A 15,862-nucleotide genomic window follows, 5' to 3' on the forward strand; every position below is an offset into this window, starting at 1 on the left:
TCCCCGCTCTCGATCGATCCTCGACCCGAACCGCGTGATCGCGTCCGGGCGGACGAACCTGCGTGCACCCCGGGCACGCGCGCCGTCCGAACGCGCCTAGCCGAAGCCGCGCAGGAAGCGAACCAGCGCGCGCACGGCCGGTTTGCGCGTCATCCCGTCATAATAGGAAAGGGCGGCGCGTTTTCCAGCTTCGCCACGCGTGGGATAGGCGGCAATCAGCCCGCGCAGATCGGCAACGGAGAGTTTCTTCGTCAATGCGAGCGCGTAGAGGTTGATCATCTCGCCCGCACCCGCCCCGACGATGCCGACCCCGACCAGGCGTCCGCGCTTCGTGGTGACGAGCTTGATCGAGCCCTCGGTGCGTCGCTCGGTCTGCGCCCGGTCGTTGTCGGCGAAGGGCGAACGCAGGATGTGCACGGTGCCGTGACGCTCTCTCGCCGCCTCCTCGCCAAGGCCGACCTCGGCCAGTTCCGGATCGGTATAGGTGACCCGGGGAACGAGGTCGGGCTTTTCGCGCGCCGGCAGGCGAAAGAGGATCTGCTGGATCGCCAGCCCCGCCTGGTAGCCGGCGACATGGGTGAACTGCTGATGCCCCGCGACGTCGCCGATCGCGTAGACGCGCCGGTTCGAGGTGCGCAGGCCCGGTTCGAGCACGATCCCCTTTTCATCCCGGACGATCCCGGCGGCATCGAGCCCCAGATCCTCGATGTTCGCGCGTCTGCCTATCGCAACGAGAAGGCGGTCGCCCGTCACGGACATCTCCTGCCCGTCGCTCGTGAAGGTCAGGCGAATGCCCTCACCCGCCCGTTCCGCCCGGTTCACGGCGATCTCCTCGTGAACGGTCACGCCCTCGGCACGTAGCCGCGCAAGCACGACGGCCACGAGTTCGCGGTCGTCGCGACCGAGCGCCCGGGCAGCGTCGAGCACCGTCACTTCGGCACCGAGGCGACGGTGCGCCTGCGCCATTTCCAGTCCGATCGGTCCGGCACCGAGCACGAGCAGATGGCCGGGCCTGCTCGTCTGTTCGAAGAGCGTTTCGTTGGTCAGGACCGGAACTTGATCGAGCCCCGGAACGGGCGGCATCGCGGGACGCGAACCGGACGCGAGAATGAACCGGCGCGCACGGATGGCGTAGCTGCCGGCCTGAACGGTTCGTTCGTCGACGAAGCGGGCGGATTCGCGCAGCACCCGAACGCCGAGCCCTTCGAAACGCTCGACGGAATCGTTCGGCGCGATCGTCTCGATGACCGAGCGCACATGCGCCATGACCGCCGCAAAATCGATCTGCGGCACTCCGGCGTGAATCCCGAAGGCACCCGCTTCGGCGATCGCATGGGCGTGGTGCGCGGCGGCGATCAGTGCCTTCGACGGAACGCACCCATGGTTGAGGCAATCGCCGCCCATGGCGCCGCGCTCGACGAGCACGACCTCGACGCCGAAGGCGGCTGCGGCGGCAGCGGCGGTCAGCCCAGCGGAGCCGGCGCCGATGATGCAGATGTCCGGTGTCAGCGTTTCGGCCATGAACGGGCTTTCGCGTGAGTTGACGGCAGGCGTTTCGGCGGGGCGATGCTGGGGGTGAGCGGCGTCAGACGACCTCGACGGTGAGCGGATCGAGCCCATCCACATGGCCTTCGAGACGGTCGCCGCGCACGACCGGACCGACGCCGGACGGCGTGCCGGTCATGATGACGTCACCGGGGGCAAGCCGGAACAGGCCGGAGAGATAGGCGATCGTCTCCGGAAGCTTCCAGATCATCTGCGTTAGATCGCCCGACTGGCGGGTCTCGCCGTTGACGTCGAGGCGGATCGCACCGGCATCGGGCGTTCCGAACTCCGCCGCACGCACGATCGCAGTGACGGGCGCGGATCCCTCGAACGCCTTGCCGATCTCCCATGGACGGCCGAGCTTCTTCGCCTCCCCCTGAAGGTCGCGGCGCGTCATGTCGAGGCCGAGCGCATAGCCGAAGACGCAGGCCATTGCGTCGTCGACCGCGATGTCCGTGCCGCCCCTGCCGAGACAGGCGACGAGTTCGATCTCGTGATGGACGTCGTTCGTGCCGGGCGGATAGGCGAAGGTCCGTTCGGTCGAAAGGTTGTCGGGATTCTTCTGAAAGAAGAAAGGTGGCTCGCGGTCGGGGTCGTGCCCCATCTCGCGCGCATGGTCGGCATAGTTCCGGCCGACGCAATAGACCCGTCGCACGGGAAACGTCTCGCTCGTCCCGCGGATCGGCAAGGCCGTCACCGCGGCGGGTTCGAAGGCATAGGTCATATCAAAATCCCTCTTAAACGACGCGGCCCGATGCTTCGGCCGCCGTTCGCCGATGAGTATCGGCGCCGCGGTCGCACCGTGGCAAGCCCTTGCCCGAACAACAGGCCGCGAGCCTGTCGCCTCTTGCTGACCGACAAGCGGACGGAAGAAGCATTCCGCGGACGTGTGCGAAGACGTACGAGAAGATTTGACCTCTTGATCAAACCGCAGCATGATCCGATCGAAGCGGTCGTTCTAAGAAGACATCCGATGGGAACAACCGGCCGCTCGAAGGACCCGATGGTCCAGGAGGCTCGATGACGACGGAATCCGTGCGCGATGTCGCGGCCGGGCGGCTTCAATCCGCCGATTATCTGGCGAACTTTGCCGACCTGCACGCGCCGATGACGCCGCACGAGGCGATCGTCGAGGCCGACCGGTGCTATTTCTGCTACGACGCGCCGTGCATGAACGCCTGTCCGACGACGATCGACATTCCGCTGTTCATCCGCGAGATCGCGGCCGGCAATGCCGACGGCGCGGCGAAGACCATTCTTTCGCAAAACATCATGGGCGGCATGTGCGCCCGGGTCTGCCCGACGGAGACGCTGTGCGAGGAGGTCTGCGTTCGCGAGACCGCCGAAGGCAAGCCGGTTCGTATCGGCGAACTTCAGCGCTACGCGACCGACCATCTGATGGAGCGGCACACGGCGCACCCGTTCAAGCGCGCGGCGCAGACCGGCAAACGCGTCGCGGTCGTGGGTGCCGGTCCGGCCGGCATGGCCTGCGCGCACCGGCTTGCCCGCTTCGGCCACGACGTCACGATCTTCGAGGCGCGCCCAAAAGCCGGAGGGCTCAACGAATACGGCATCGCCGCCTACAAGACGCCGGGCGACTTCGCCCAGCGCGAACTCGACTTCATCCTCGAGATCGGCGGGATCACGGTGAAGAACGAGACGGCGCTCGGACGCGACGTCACGCTCGAGGCGCTGAGCGACGAATTCGACGCGATCTTCCTCGGCATGGGGCTCGGCGGGGTCAACGATCTCGGCCTCGAAGGCGATGATGCGGAAGGCTGCATCGACGCCGTGAAGTACATCGCCGATCTGCGGCAGGCGAAGGACAAGGCTGCGCTTTCGATCGGCCGGCGCGTCGTCGTGATCGGCGGCGGCATGACGGCGGTCGATATCGCCATCCAGAGCCGGCTGCTCGGTGCCGAGGACGTGACGATCTGCTATCGCCGCGGACGCGAGGCGATGAACGCCAGCGAATACGAGCAGGAACTCGCCCAGACGAACGGGGTCACGATCCGTCCCCACCTCATGCCGAAGCTTCTCGAACGCGGGGCGGACGGCGCGATCACCGGCATCGTCCTCGAATATGGCGAGGCGGGCCCCGACGGAAAGCTCGTCGGCACGGGCGAGACGCTCGCCCTGCCCGCCGATCAGGTGTTCAAGGCGATCGGACAGTCGCCGGTCACCGAGACCCTTTCGAACGCCGGCATCGAACTCGAGGCCCATCGCATCAAGGTTTCCGACGAGGGCCGCACGAGCCATCCGAAGATCTGGGCGGGCGGCGACTGCGTGCGTCGCGACGACGACCTGACCGTCGTCGCCGTCGATCACGGACAGCGCGCGGCGCAATCCATTCACGCGGCGCTGTCGCGCTGAGAGGGAAAGGAATGGGCATGGTTGATCTTTCGAGCGACTTCTGCGGCATCAAATCGCCCAATCCGTTCTGGCTCGCCTCGGCGCCGCCGACCGACAAGGCCTACAATGTCGAGCGCGCCTTCGAGGCCGGCTGGGGCGGCGTCGTGTGGAAGACGCTCGGCTCGGAAGGGCCGCCGGTCGTCAACGTCAACGGTCCGCGCTACGGCGCGATCCACGGCGCGGACCGCCGCCTTCTCGGCCTTAACAACATAGAGCTGATCACCGATCGCGATCTCGAAACCAACCTGCGCGAGATCGCCGAGGTGAAGAAGCGCTGGCCGGACCGCGCGATCGTCGTATCGATCATGGTTCCCTGCGAGGAGGAGGCGTGGAAGGCGATCCTGCCGCGCGTGGAAGAGACCGGCGCCGACGGCATCGAACTCAATTTCGGCTGCCCGCACGGCATGAGCGAGCGCGGCATGGGCTCGGCCGTCGGCCAGGTGCCGGAATACATCGAAATGGTAACGCGCTGGTGCAAGACCTACTCCAGCCAGCCCGTCATCGTGAAGCTGACGCCGAACATCACCGACATTCGCAAGCCCGCTCGTGCCGCGAAGGCCGGTGGCGCGGATGCCGTCTCGCTCATCAACACCATCAATTCGATCACCAGCGTCAATCTCGACTTCTTCGCGCCCGAGCCGACGATCGACGGCAAGGGCTCGCATGGCGGCTATTGCGGCCCGGCGGTCAAGCCGATCGCGCTATCGATGGTCTCGGAGATCGCGCGTGATCCGGATACGCGCGGCCTGCCGATCTCCGGCATCGGCGGCGTGACGACGTGGCGCGACGCCGCGGAATTCATTGCGCTCGGCTGCGGCAGCGTCCAGGTCTGCACGGCGGCGATGACCTACGGGTTCAAGATTGTCCAGGAGATGACGGCGGGACTTGCAGAATGGATGGAGACGAAGGGCTACGAGACGCTCGACAACTTCATGGGGCTCGCCGTGCCGAACGTCACGGACTGGCAGTATCTGAACCTGAACTACGTCACGAAAGCGCATATCGACCAGGATCTGTGCATCAAATGCGGCCGCTGCCACATCGCCTGTGAGGACACGTCCCACCAGGCGATCACTTCAATGGTCGATGGCGTGCGCCATTTCGAGGTGATGAACGAGGAATGCGTCGGCTGCAATCTGTGCGTCGAGGTCTGCCCCGTGACGGACTGCATCACCATGGAAGAGATGGTCGAGGGCACCGATCCGCGAACCGGCAAGCCGATCCGCCACGATTACGCCAACTGGACCACCCACCCCAACAATCCGGCCGCGATGGAAGCCGCCGAATAGCGACGGGACGGAAGGACGCTTGCGCACGGCTGAGAGCCGCCGCACAATGATTTTCGAGCGGTCTCGACAGGCCGTTCGCGACGGACGGCTTCGCCAAGTCGAGCACGGCCGCCGGGCGCGAAAAACGACAGGAACGGCCCGTCCGGATTGCCGACGAGGCCGACGCCAAACGAACGGGAAATGCCTGAAATCATGTCCAACCGCCTGAATGCAGCCCCCAACGATCTCGAAGCCTTCTGGATGCCGTTCACGGCGAACCGGCAATTCAAGAAGGCGCCGCGCATGCTCACCGGCGCGAAGGACATGCACTACACGACGAGCGACGGGCGCAGCGTGCTCGACGGGACGGCGGGCCTCTGGTGCGTGAATGCCGGCCACTGTCGGCCGAAGATCACCGAGGCGGTGCGCGAGCAGGTCGGCGAGATGGACTACGCACCGGCCTTCCAGATGGGCCATCCGAAGGCGTTCGAACTGGCCAACCAGCTCGTCTCGCTCGCGCCGGAGGGCATGAACCACGTCCTCTACACGAATTCGGGTTCGGAATCGGTCGAGACCGCGCTGAAGGTCGCCCTCGCCTACCATCGGGCGAAGGGCGACGGCTCGCGCTTCCGGCTGATCGGCCGCGAGCGTGGCTATCACGGCGTCAATTTCGGTGGCATCTCCGTCGGCGGAATCGTCTCCAACCGCAAGATGTTCGGCACGCTGCTGACCGGCGTCGACCACCTGTCGCACACGCACATGCCGGACAAGAACGCCTTCACGCGCGGCGAGCCGGAGCATGGCGGCGACATCGCGAGCGAACTGGAGCGCATCGTCACGCTGCACGACGCCTCCACGGTCGCCGCCGTGATCGTCGAGCCGGTCGCAGGCTCGACGGGCGTGCTCATTCCGCCGAAGGGGTATCTGAAGAAGCTGCGCGACATCTGCACGAAGCACGGCATCCTCCTGATCTTCGACGAGGTCATCACCGGCTTTGGCCGTCTCGGCACCCCCTTCGCGGCGGACTATTTTGACGTGACGCCGGACATGATCACCACGGCCAAGGGGCTGACGAACGGCGTCATTCCGATGGGCGCCGTCTTCGTCACGGACGCAATCCACGACACCTTCATGAACGGCCCGGAACACCTCATCGAGTTCTTCCACGGCTACACCTATTCCGGCAATCCCATGGCTTCGGCGGCCGGTCTCGCCACGCTCGAGACCTACAAGGAAGAAGGCCTGCTGACGCGTGGCGCCGAGCTTGCGCCTTATTGGGAAGACGCCCTGCACTCGCTGAAGGATGCGCCGCACGTCGTCGACATCCGCAACATCGGGCTCATCGGCGCGATCGAGCTGGAGCCGATGAAGGGCGAGCCGACCAAGCGCGCCTTCTCCGCCTTCCTGAAGGCGTTCGAAAAGGGCTGCCTGATCCGCACGACGGGCGACATCATCGCGCTGTCGCCGCCGCTCATCATCGAGAAGAACCATATCGACGAACTCGTCGATTGCCTGCGTACCGTGCTGAACGAGGTCGAATAGATGAACGTGATCGAGAACGCGATAAACGGCACGCGCAGCACCTCGAAGTCGGACCGCCGCCAGCCCGTCTTCAATCCCGCGACGGGCGAGCAGTCCGCGGATCTGCCGCTTTCGACCGTCGAGGAGGTCGAGGCCGCGATCGCCGCCGCGCAGGCTGCCCAGCCGGCCTGGGGGCGTACGCCGCCGCTCAAGCGCGCGCGCTTCATGTTCAAGTTCAAGCAGCTTCTCGACGAGAATGCCGACCGTATCGCCGAGGCGATCTCTGCCGAACACGGCAAGACGCATGACGACGCGCTCGGCGAGGTCGCGCGCGGCGTCGAGGTCGTCGAGTTCGCCTGCGGCATCCCGCATCTGCTCAAGGGCGAGTTTTCCCGCAATGCCGGCAGTTCGATCGACGTGACGTCGGACCGCCAGCCGCTCGGGGTCGTCGCCGGCATCACGCCGTTCAACTTCCCGGCCATGGTGCCGATGTGGATGTTTCCGATCGCGGTCGCCTGCGGCAACACCTTCGTGCTGAAACCCTCCGAGCGCGATCCTTCCGCGCCGATGGTCATCTGGGACCTGTTCACCGAAGCGGGCTTTCCCGAGGGCGTGCTCAACGTCGTCCACGGCGACAAGACGGCCGTCGACACGCTGCTCGACCATCCGGACGTGAAGGCGCTATCCTTCGTAGGCTCCACGCCGATCGCCGAATACGTCTATGCGCGCGGCACAAAAGCCGGAAAGCGCGTGCAGGCGCTCGGCGGCGCGAAGAACCACATGGTCGTCATGCCCGACGCCGACATGGACCAGGCCGCCGACGCCCTGATGGGGGCCGGCTACGGCTCGGCCGGCGAGCGCTGCATGGCAGTCTCCGTCGCCGTTCCCGTCGGCGAGAAGACGGCCGATGCGCTGGTCGAGAAACTCAAGCCGCGCGTCGAGAAGCTGAAGATCGGCCCGGCGACGGACTCCGACAGCGAGATGGGCCCGCTCGTCACCAGCCAGCACCGCGACAAGGTGGTCGGCTACATCGACGCCGGTGAGAAGGAAGGTGCCGAGCTCGTCGTCGACGGCCGCGGCTTCTCGCTGCAGGGCTACGAGAACGGCTATTTCGTCGGCGGCACCCTCTTCGACCACGTGACGACCGACATGTCGATCTACCGCGAGGAGATCTTCGGCCCTGTTCTCTCGGTCGTGCGCGCCGCCGAATACGCCGACGCCGTGAAGATGATCAACGAACACGAATTCGGCAACGGCACGGCGATCTTTACCCGCGACGGCGATGCGGCCCGCGATTTCTGCGAGGAGATCGAGGCGGGCATGGTCGGCGTCAACGTGCCGATCCCGGTGCCCGTCGCGTTCCATTCGTTCGGTGGCTGGAAGCGTTCTCTGTTCGGCGATCACGCGATCTACGGGCCGGAGGGCGTGCACTTCTATACGCGCCTCAAGACCATCACCAGCCGCTGGCCGAAGGGCATCAAGGAAGGCGCGGTCTTCAATTTCCCGAGCTGAGCGTCACCCAAGACCAGCGAAAGAGACTCGTCGATGAGAGAAAAAGCCGAGGCAACCGTTCTGGTCGACGACGAACGCGTCCGCGTCACGCGGTTCGCCTTCGCGCCCGGTGCCGAAACCGGCCATCACGTCCACGAACACGACTATGTCGTCACGCCCGTGACCGATTGCGCCATGCTCATCGAGGCGCCGGACGGTTCTTCGCGCACCGTGACGATGGCAGCCGGCGAGGCTTACCGTCGAGACAAGGGCGTCGAGCACAACGTCGTCAACGACGGCGAGCGTCCGATGACCTTCGTCGAAACCGAGCTGAAATAAGGGAACCCCGATGGCCGCACCGGCAGCGAACATGACGACGAACGGCGACCGGCTCTGGGACGCCATCATGGAGATGGCGAAAATCGGCCCCGGCGTCGCCGGCGGCAACAACCGCCAGACGCTGACCGATGCCGACAGCGAGGGCCGGCACCTTTTCAAGCGCTGGTGCGACGAGGCCGGGCTCACGACCGGTGTCGACGAGATGGGCAACATGTTCGCCCGTCGCGAAGGGACCGATCCGGACGCCCTGCCCGTCTATGTCGGCTCTCACCTCGACACGCAGCCGACCGGCGGCAAGTACGACGGCGTGCTCGGCGTGCTCGGCGGCCTCGAACTCGTTCGCACGCTGAACGATCTCGACATCAAGACGAAGCATCCGATCGTCGTCACCAACTGGACGAACGAGGAAGGCACGCGCTTCGCGCCGGCGATGCTGTCCTCCGGCGTCTTCGCCGGCATCCACGAACGCGACTGGGCCTATGACAAGACGGACGCGAGGGGGGCGCGCTTCGGCGACGAGCTGGAACGCATCGGGTGGAAGGGCGACGAAAAGGTCGGCGATCGCAAGATGCACGCCATGTTCGAGCTGCACATCGAGCAGGGTCCGATCCTCGAAGCCGAAGGCAAGGAGATCGGTGTCGTCACCAACGGCCAGGGCCTTTCCTGGACGCAGGTGACCGTGACCGGGAAGGACAGCCATACCGGTTCGACGCCGATGCCGATGCGCAAGAACGCCGGATTGGGCATGGCGAGGATCCTCGAACTCGTCGACGAGATCGCCTGGTCGCACAAACCCCATGCCGTGGGTGCGGCCGGCCATATCGACGTCTACCCGAACTCGCGCAACGTCATTCCCGGCAAGACTGTCTTCACCGTCGATTTCCGTTCGCCGGATCTGGCTGTCATCACCGATATGGAACAGCGCCTGGACAAGGGCGCACGCGAGATCTGCGAGGAGATGGGGCTCGGGATCGAACTGGAAAAGGTCGGCGGCTTCGACCCCGTGGCTTTCGACGAGACCTGCGTGACGGCCGTGCGTAATGCAGCCGACCGGCTCGGGTATTCGCACCAGAACATCGTTTCCGGCGCCGGCCACGACGCCTGCTGGATCGCCCGCGTCGCACCGACGGCGATGATCATGTGCCCCTGCGTCGACGGCCTGTCGCACAACGAGGCGGAGGAGATCTCGAAAGAGTGGGCGAAGGCTGGCGCCGACGTGCTTTTCCATGCCGTCGTGGAGACGGCGGGGATCGTGGAGTGACGTCGACGTGCGAATGCTTGGTAAACTTCCCCTCATCCGGCCCTTCGGGCCACCTTCTCCCCCATGGGGAGAAGAGGGGTGTAAGCGGCGAAATCGTTCGCATCACGAACGTGGTAATTCGGAACGTTGCTCGGAAGCAGGGAACCGCAGCGAACACCCCTTCGCCCCACTGGGGAGAAGGTGGCCCGAAGGGTCGGATGAGGGGATGATCCATTGACCGGAACACCCGTTACCAACCGCCGTCCCGGCAAGACCGCTCAAGCGCGGCACCTGCGTCGAAACGAAACGGAACCGGAAGCGCGCCTCTGGCAGGAGCTCCGCAATCGCCATCTCAACGGCTACAAGTTCACACGACAGGTCCCGCTCGGCCCCTACATCGCCGACTTCGTCTGCCGATCGCAGCACCTGATCATCGAACTCGATGGCTCGCAACATGCGAACAGTGTGCGCGACATGCACCGGAGCCGATACCTCGCGAGCCAGGGCTATGCCGTTCTTCGCTTCTGGAACGACGATCTGCGTTCCGAACGCGAAGCGGTCCTGAACACCATCCTCGCTGCACTCGAAGGCCGGCTACGGAGTGGAACACCGGGCTTCACACCGACTGCGAACCAAATGCACGATCCGGGTATCTCGTCCGTAACGGCGATGGCCCAGCCGGCCGGATGAAAGCGTAAAGCAAAAGGGAACAGCCATGCCAAGCACAGTCATCAAGAACGGCACGATCGTCACCGCGGACCTGACCTACACGGCGGACGTGAAGATCGAGGGCGAGACGATCACGGAGATCGGCACGAACCTTTCCGGCGACACGACGCTCGACGCGACCGGCTGTTACGTGATGCCGGGCGGCATCGACCCGCATACCCATCTCGAAATGCCGTTCATGGGCACGTATTCGACCGACGATTTCCATTCCGGGACGCAGGCGGCGCTTGCCGGCGGCACGACGATGGTCGTCGACTTCGCCATCCAGCAGCCCGGCCAGACGCTCATCGAAGCCCTGCAGATGTGGGACAACAAGTCCGGCCGCGCGCATTGCGACTTCTCGTTCCACATGGCGATCACGGGCTGGGACGAGCAGGTCTTCGACGACATGAAGACCGTGGTGCAGGAAAAAGGCATCAACTCCTTCAAGCACTTCATGGCCTACAAGGGCGCCATGATGGTGGACGACGACGAGATGTACGCCTCGTTCCAGCGCTGCGCCGAACTCGGCGCGCTTCCCCTCGTCCACGCCGAAAACGGTGACGTCGTCGCGCAGATGCAGGCCAAGCTCATGGCCGAAGGCAATGACGGGCCGGAGGGGCACGCCTATTCCCGCCCGCCGGAGGTCGAGGGCGAGGCCGTCAACCGCGCCATCATGCTCGCCGACATGGCGGGCGTTCCGCTCTACGTCGTCCACACCTCCTGCGAGCAGGCGCACGAGGCGATCCGGCGGGCGCGCCAGAAGGGCATGCGCGTCTATGGCGAACCGCTGATCCAGCACCTCGTCCTCGACGAGAGCGAATATTTCGACAAGGACTGGGACCATTCCGCCCGTCGCGTGATGAGCCCGCCCTTCAGGAACAAGCAGCATCAGGATTCGCTCTGGGCCGGCCTTGCCGCCGGTTCGCTGCAGTGCGTCGCAACGGACCACTGCGCCTTCACGACCGAACAGAAGCGCTTCGGCGTCGGCGACTTCACCAAGATCCCGAACGGGACCGGTGGCCTGGAAGACCGCCTGCCGCTTCTATGGACGCACGGCGTGCGCACCGGTCGGCTGACGATGAACGAGTTCGTCGCGGTCACCTCCACCAATTCGGCGAAGATCCTCAATATGTACCCGAAGAAGGGGGCCGTGCTCGCAGGCGCCGATGCCGACCTCGTGGTGTGGGATCCAGAAGCGACGAAGACGATCAGCGCGAAAACCCAGCAATCGGCGATCGACTACAACGTCTTCGAGGGCATGGAAGTCACCGGCCTGCCCCGCTTCACGCTGACGCGCGGCCATGTCGCCGTCGAGGAAGGCACGATGAAGAGCCGCGAGGGTCACGGTCGCTTCGTCAAGCGCGAGCCCTTCCAGTCGGTGAACAGGGCACTGTCGCAATGGAAGGAACTGATGCATCCGCGCAAGGTCGAACGCACCGGCATTCCGGCGAGCGGCGTTTGAGGACCCCCGTGTTCGAACCGGTTTTTTCGCGGGAGGTACTCTTGGTGCAAGGGAACCGCCGATGGTGAACACGATCGATTCCACCGACGCGATAAGCGATCCGTTCGCAGCCGCCGGACATGGAGCCCGGCCCCATCCGCCGCATCGAAGCGAAAAGGTGATCGAGGCGAAGGGCCTCGACCTCACCTTCCAGACCGGCGACGGAGCCGTTCATGCGCTTTCAGACATTCACCTGTCCGTCGAACGCGGCGAGTTCGTCTCGCTGATCGGACCGTCCGGCTGCGGCAAGACCACGCTTCTTCGCGTGATCGCCGATCTCGAACGGCCGACGGGAGGAACGATCGCCGTCAACGGCGTTTCGCCGGCGCAGGCACGGCTTGCCCGCGCCTATGGCTACGTCTTCCAGTCGTCCGCGCTCTTTCCCTGGCGCACCATCGCCAACAACATCGCGCTGCCGCTGGAGATCATGGGGTTCGGCCGGGCGGATCGGAAGCAGCGGGTGCGCGAGAACCTCGAACTCGTCAATCTCGCGGGCTTCGAGAAGAAGTTTCCCTGGCAGCTTTCCGGCGGCATGCAGCAGCGCGCCTCGATCGCCCGCGCGTTGTCCTTCGATCCCGACATGCTGTTGATGGACGAGCCGTTCGGCGCACTCGACGAGATCGTTCGCGACCATCTGAACGAACAGCTTCTGAGGCTCTGGGCCAAGACGAAGAAGACCGTCGTCTTCGTCACGCACTCCATCCCCGAGGCCGTCTTCCTGTCGACGAAGATCGTCGTCATGAGCCCGCGCCCCGGCCGCGTCCACGAGATCATCGACTGCGACCTCGGCGAGGACCGCCCGCTCGACATCCGCGAGAGCGAGAAGTTTCTGGAGATCGCCCATCGGGTACGCGAGGGTCTTCGCGCGGGACATTCCTATGAGGAGTAGCGTCGTCGAAGCGTCCGTCGTGGGGTGTTTACCTCCCTCTGTCCTTTCCCGCAGCCACCGTGCCTTCCGTCCATGGGCAATCCGCTGATGGCAACGCTGACGACCCCTTCCGAACTCGCCCAACGCCGCCCAGTCTTCCGCGCCGGTGGCCGGTTCGACAGGCTCGTGCCGATCCTCACCGTCGTGCTGGCCATCCTCGTGCTGTGGTACGTCTTCGCCGTCATCCTCAACGCACCCGGCGAGATCGACCGGGCCGAGCGTGTCGGCCATCCGCTGAGCTTCACGCAGACGATCACCGCCACGATGGATGCGCGCCGGCCGGTGCTTCCAGCCCCCCACCAGGTCGTCGCGGAACTCTGGAAGACGACCGTCGCGACACCGGTCACCTCCAAGCGCAGCCTGATCTACCACGCCGGAGTGACGCTTTCCTCCACCCTTCTCGGCTTCGCGCTCGGCACGGCGCTCGGCATTCTGCTCGCGATCGGCATCGTCCATTCGAAGGCGCTCGACAAGTCGCTGATGCCGTGGATCATCACCTCGCAGACCATCCCGATCATCGCGCTCGCGCCCATGGTCATCGTGGTCCTGAACGCGATCGACATCACCGGGCTGCTGCCGAAGGCGCTGATCTCGATGTATCTCGCCTTCTTTCCCGTCGCCGTCGGCATGGTGAAGGGGCTGCGCTCGCCCGAAATCATGCATCTCGACCTGATGCACACCTATTCGGCCTCGCGCGCACAGACCTTCTGGAAGCTCAGAGGGCCCTCGGCGGTTCCCTTCCTCTTCACCTCGATGAAGGTCGCGATCGCCATCGCGCTCGTCGGCGCCATCGTCGCCGAACTGCCGACCGGCGCGGTTGCGGGTCTCGGCGCGCGGCTGCTGGCGGGCTCCTATTACGGCCAGACGGTGCAGATCTGGTCGGCGCTCATCATGGCGTCGATCTGTGCGGCACTCCTCGTCGTCATCGTCGATGCGGTCGGCAAGGTCGTCACACGGCGCATGGGTGTGCAGCCATGAACGTCGGGATCCTCGTCGCAGCCCTCGCCTTCTGGATCGCCGCGTGGGCAGTCAACATCGCGCTCTTGCGCGCCCGTCCCGAAGGCGGTGCGCTCGCCCGGGTGATCGATCTCGTCGTGCCGCTGCTCTTCGGCGCAGCCCTTCTGGCGCTCTGGGAAGGGCTCGTGCGCGGCTTCGACGTACCGCCGGTGCTTCTGCCTCCGCCCTCGATGATCTGGGAGCGGATCGTCACGTCGACAGGTACGCTCTGGGCCGATTTCCGGCAGACTTTCCTCAAGGCCGTGCTCGCCGGCTTCGCACTCGGCTGCGGCTCTGGCTTCCTCGTCGCGATCCTCGTCGATCGCGTCGGCTTCCTGCGCCGCGGCATGCTGCCGGTTGCAAACCTCATGGCCGCGCTGCCGATCGTCGGCGTCGCGCCGATCATGGTCATGTGGTTCGGCTTCGACTGGCAATCGAAGGCTGCCGTCGTCCTGGTGATGACGTTCTTCCCGATGCTCGTGAACACCGTCGCCGGCCTCGAAGTGGCCGGACGCATGGAGCGCGACCTGATGGATACCTACGCATCGGGCTACTGGCAGGCGCTCTTGAAGCTGCGCCTGCCGGCGGCGATGCCCTTCGTCTTCAACGCGCTCAAGATCAATTCCACGCTCGCGCTGATCGGCGCGATCGTGGCGGAATTCTTCGGCACGCCGATCGTCGGCATGGGCTTTCGCATCTCCACCGAGGTCGGCCGCATGAACATCGACATGGTGTGGGCGGAGATCTTCGTCGCCGCCCTTGCGGGCTCGGCCTTCTACGGCGTGCTCGCGCTCATCGAGCGCGGCGTCACTTTCTGGCATCCGTCCTACCGGCGCTGACCGGCAACCATAAAGGCGGAGCCTTCAACCAGAGGAGAACGGCATGAACAAACTGATCGGAGCAACGCTGGTTCTGGCACTCGGCCTGTCGGCCGGCGTGGCGAACGCGGCGGACGACGTTACGCTTCAGCTCAAATGGGTGACGCAGGCGCAGTTCGCCGGCTATTACGTCGCGCAGGACAAGGGCTACTACAAGGACGCCGATCTCGACGTCACGATCAAGCCCGGCGGGCCGGACATCGCGCCCGAACAGGTGATCGCCGGCGGCGGCGCCGACGTCATCGTCGACTGGATGGCTGCCGCACTTGCCGCGCGCGAACGCGGCGTGCCGCTCGTCAACATCGCCCAGCCCTTCAAGCATTCGGGCCTGCTTCTCGTCTGCCGCAAGGATTCCGGTATCACCAAGCCGGCCGACTTCAAGGACCATACGCTCGGCGTCTGGTACTACGGCAACGAGTATCCCTTCTTCGCCTGGATGGCCAAGCTCGGCATTCCGACCGATGGCGGCGACAACGGCGTGAAGGTGCTCAAGCAGGGCTTCAACGTCGACCCGCTCGTCCAGAAGCAGGCCGCCTGCATCTCGGCCATGACCTACAACGAATACGGCCAGATCCTCGACGCGGGCTTCAAGCCGGACGACCTGACCGTCTTCAACTACCGCGACCAGGGCGTCGGCATGTTGGAAGACGGCCTCTACGTCATGGGCCCGAAGCTCGACGATCCGAAGTTCGTCGACAAGATGGCCCGCTTCGTGAAGGCCTCGATGAAGGGCTGGAAATACGCCGAGGAACACCCCGACGAGGCGGCCCAGATCGTCGTCGACAACGACTCTTCCGGTGCGCAGACGCTCGACCATCAGGAATACATGATGAAGGAGGTCGACAAGCTCCTGAAGGGTTCGAACGGCGTGCTCGATCCCGAAAACTACAAGGAGACGGTCAACACGCTCCTTTCGGCCGACAAGGGCTCGGACAACCCGGCGATCACCAAGAAGCCGGAAGGCGCATGGACGCACAAGGTCACCGACAAGGTCGACGACAAGCCGCAGCTCTGAGCGACTCGCAAGCCCGA

Annotated in this window: 14 protein-coding genes; 12 read left to right on the forward strand and 2 right to left on the reverse strand. The window is 65.1% G+C overall.

Annotated elements, in window-relative coordinates:
• Nucleotides 1-96: 96 nt before the first annotated feature.
• Nucleotides 97-1,521 carry a dihydrolipoyl dehydrogenase family protein gene (locus FJU11_RS08250; protein ID WP_141166565.1) on the reverse strand — a complete coding sequence of 475 codons (1,425 nt, stop codon included), beginning with the start codon at nucleotides 1,519-1,521 and terminating at the stop codon, nucleotides 97-99.
• Between the two features lie 64 nt (nucleotides 1,522-1,585).
• Nucleotides 1,586-2,269 carry a fumarylacetoacetate hydrolase family protein gene (locus FJU11_RS08255; RefSeq protein WP_141166566.1) on the reverse strand — a complete coding sequence of 228 codons (684 nt, stop codon included), beginning with the start codon at nucleotides 2,267-2,269 and terminating at the stop codon, nucleotides 1,586-1,588.
• A gap of 296 nt (nucleotides 2,270-2,565) precedes the next feature.
• Here FJU11_RS08255 and FJU11_RS08260 point away from each other — a divergent pair, with 296 nt between their 5' ends.
• The 12 genes from FJU11_RS08260 (at nucleotide 2,566) to FJU11_RS08315 (ending at nucleotide 15,845) form a co-directional block, all read left to right on the forward strand.
• Complete coding sequence (locus tag FJU11_RS08260; protein WP_141166567.1) at nucleotides 2,566-3,918, forward strand: NAD(P)-dependent oxidoreductase; 1,353 nt, start codon at nucleotides 2,566-2,568, stop codon at nucleotides 3,916-3,918.
• A 17-nt stretch (nucleotides 3,919-3,935) separates the two neighbouring features.
• A complete protein-coding gene (gene preA, locus FJU11_RS08265; protein ID WP_141166568.1) occupies nucleotides 3,936-5,246 on the forward strand; it encodes an NAD-dependent dihydropyrimidine dehydrogenase subunit PreA in 1,311 nt (436 codons plus the stop codon).
• 192 nt (nucleotides 5,247-5,438) lie between these two features.
• Nucleotides 5,439-6,767, forward strand: coding sequence for an aspartate aminotransferase family protein (locus FJU11_RS08270; RefSeq protein ID WP_141166569.1), 1,329 nt, complete (start codon nucleotides 5,439-5,441; stop codon nucleotides 6,765-6,767).
• The gene (locus tag FJU11_RS08275) at nucleotides 6,768-8,258 is read left to right on the forward strand and encodes a CoA-acylating methylmalonate-semialdehyde dehydrogenase (protein ID WP_141166570.1); all 1,491 of its coding nucleotides are present in this window, start codon (nucleotides 6,768-6,770) and stop codon (nucleotides 8,256-8,258) included.
• A gap of 33 nt (nucleotides 8,259-8,291) precedes the next feature.
• A complete protein-coding gene (locus tag FJU11_RS08280) occupies nucleotides 8,292-8,576 on the forward strand; it encodes a cupin domain-containing protein (RefSeq protein ID WP_141166571.1) in 285 nt (94 codons plus the stop codon).
• A gap of 10 nt (nucleotides 8,577-8,586) precedes the next feature.
• On the forward strand, nucleotides 8,587-9,837 hold the full coding sequence (locus FJU11_RS08285; protein WP_141166572.1) for a Zn-dependent hydrolase: 1,251 nt from the start codon (nucleotides 8,587-8,589) through the stop codon (nucleotides 9,835-9,837).
• 213 nt (nucleotides 9,838-10,050) lie between these two features.
• The gene (locus FJU11_RS08290) at nucleotides 10,051-10,506 is read left to right on the forward strand and encodes an endonuclease domain-containing protein (protein ID WP_141166573.1); all 456 of its coding nucleotides are present in this window, start codon (nucleotides 10,051-10,053) and stop codon (nucleotides 10,504-10,506) included.
• 25 nt (nucleotides 10,507-10,531) lie between these two features.
• Nucleotides 10,532-11,989, forward strand: coding sequence for a dihydropyrimidinase (gene hydA, locus FJU11_RS08295; RefSeq protein WP_141166574.1), 1,458 nt, complete (start codon nucleotides 10,532-10,534; stop codon nucleotides 11,987-11,989).
• Nucleotides 11,990-12,050: 61 nt separating this feature from the next.
• On the forward strand, nucleotides 12,051-12,917 hold the full coding sequence (locus tag FJU11_RS08300; protein WP_141166575.1) for an ABC transporter ATP-binding protein: 867 nt from the start codon (nucleotides 12,051-12,053) through the stop codon (nucleotides 12,915-12,917).
• 87 nt (nucleotides 12,918-13,004) lie between these two features.
• On the forward strand, nucleotides 13,005-13,934 hold the full coding sequence (locus FJU11_RS08305) for an ABC transporter permease (protein ID WP_141166576.1): 930 nt from the start codon (nucleotides 13,005-13,007) through the stop codon (nucleotides 13,932-13,934).
• Nucleotides 13,931-14,791, forward strand: a complete 861-nt coding sequence (locus tag FJU11_RS08310) for an ABC transporter permease (protein ID WP_141166577.1) — start codon at nucleotides 13,931-13,933, stop codon at nucleotides 14,789-14,791. Before FJU11_RS08305 ends, FJU11_RS08310 begins: the two co-directional genes overlap by 4 nt.
• 43 nt (nucleotides 14,792-14,834) lie before the next feature.
• Nucleotides 14,835-15,845: an ABC transporter substrate-binding protein gene (locus FJU11_RS08315; protein ID WP_141166578.1), complete on the forward strand. Its 1,011-nt coding sequence runs from the start codon at nucleotides 14,835-14,837 to the stop codon at nucleotides 15,843-15,845.
• Nucleotides 15,846-15,862: the final 17 nt, after the last annotated feature.

This window comes from Pararhizobium mangrovi, from assembly GCF_006516965.1.
Taxonomy (GTDB): domain Bacteria; phylum Pseudomonadota; class Alphaproteobacteria; order Rhizobiales; family Rhizobiaceae; genus Pararhizobium_B; species Pararhizobium_B mangrovi.

Coding starts and splice junctions, on each gene's coding strand:
- FJU11_RS08315 (WP_141166578.1), top strand. CDS start 14,835: ATGAACAAACTGATCGGAGCAACGCTGGTTCTGGCACTCGGCCTGTCG.
- FJU11_RS08260 (WP_141166567.1), top strand. CDS start 2,566: ATGACGACGGAATCCGTGCGCGATGTCGCGGCCGGGCGGCTTCAATCC.
- FJU11_RS08250 (WP_141166565.1), bottom strand. CDS start 1,521: ATGGCCGAAACGCTGACACCGGACATCTGCATCATCGGCGCCGGCTCC.
- FJU11_RS08275 (WP_141166570.1), top strand. CDS start 6,768: ATGAACGTGATCGAGAACGCGATAAACGGCACGCGCAGCACCTCGAAG.
- FJU11_RS08285 (WP_141166572.1), top strand. CDS start 8,587: ATGGCCGCACCGGCAGCGAACATGACGACGAACGGCGACCGGCTCTGG.
- preA (WP_141166568.1), top strand. CDS start 3,936: ATGGTTGATCTTTCGAGCGACTTCTGCGGCATCAAATCGCCCAATCCG.
- FJU11_RS08305 (WP_141166576.1), top strand. CDS start 13,005: ATGGCAACGCTGACGACCCCTTCCGAACTCGCCCAACGCCGCCCAGTC.
- hydA (WP_141166574.1), top strand. CDS start 10,532: ATGCCAAGCACAGTCATCAAGAACGGCACGATCGTCACCGCGGACCTG.
- FJU11_RS08270 (WP_141166569.1), top strand. CDS start 5,439: ATGTCCAACCGCCTGAATGCAGCCCCCAACGATCTCGAAGCCTTCTGG.
- FJU11_RS08300 (WP_141166575.1), top strand. CDS start 12,051: ATGGTGAACACGATCGATTCCACCGACGCGATAAGCGATCCGTTCGCA.
- FJU11_RS08255 (WP_141166566.1), bottom strand. CDS start 2,269: ATGACCTATGCCTTCGAACCCGCCGCGGTGACGGCCTTGCCGATCCGC.
- FJU11_RS08310 (WP_141166577.1), top strand. CDS start 13,931: ATGAACGTCGGGATCCTCGTCGCAGCCCTCGCCTTCTGGATCGCCGCG.
- FJU11_RS08280 (WP_141166571.1), top strand. CDS start 8,292: ATGAGAGAAAAAGCCGAGGCAACCGTTCTGGTCGACGACGAACGCGTC.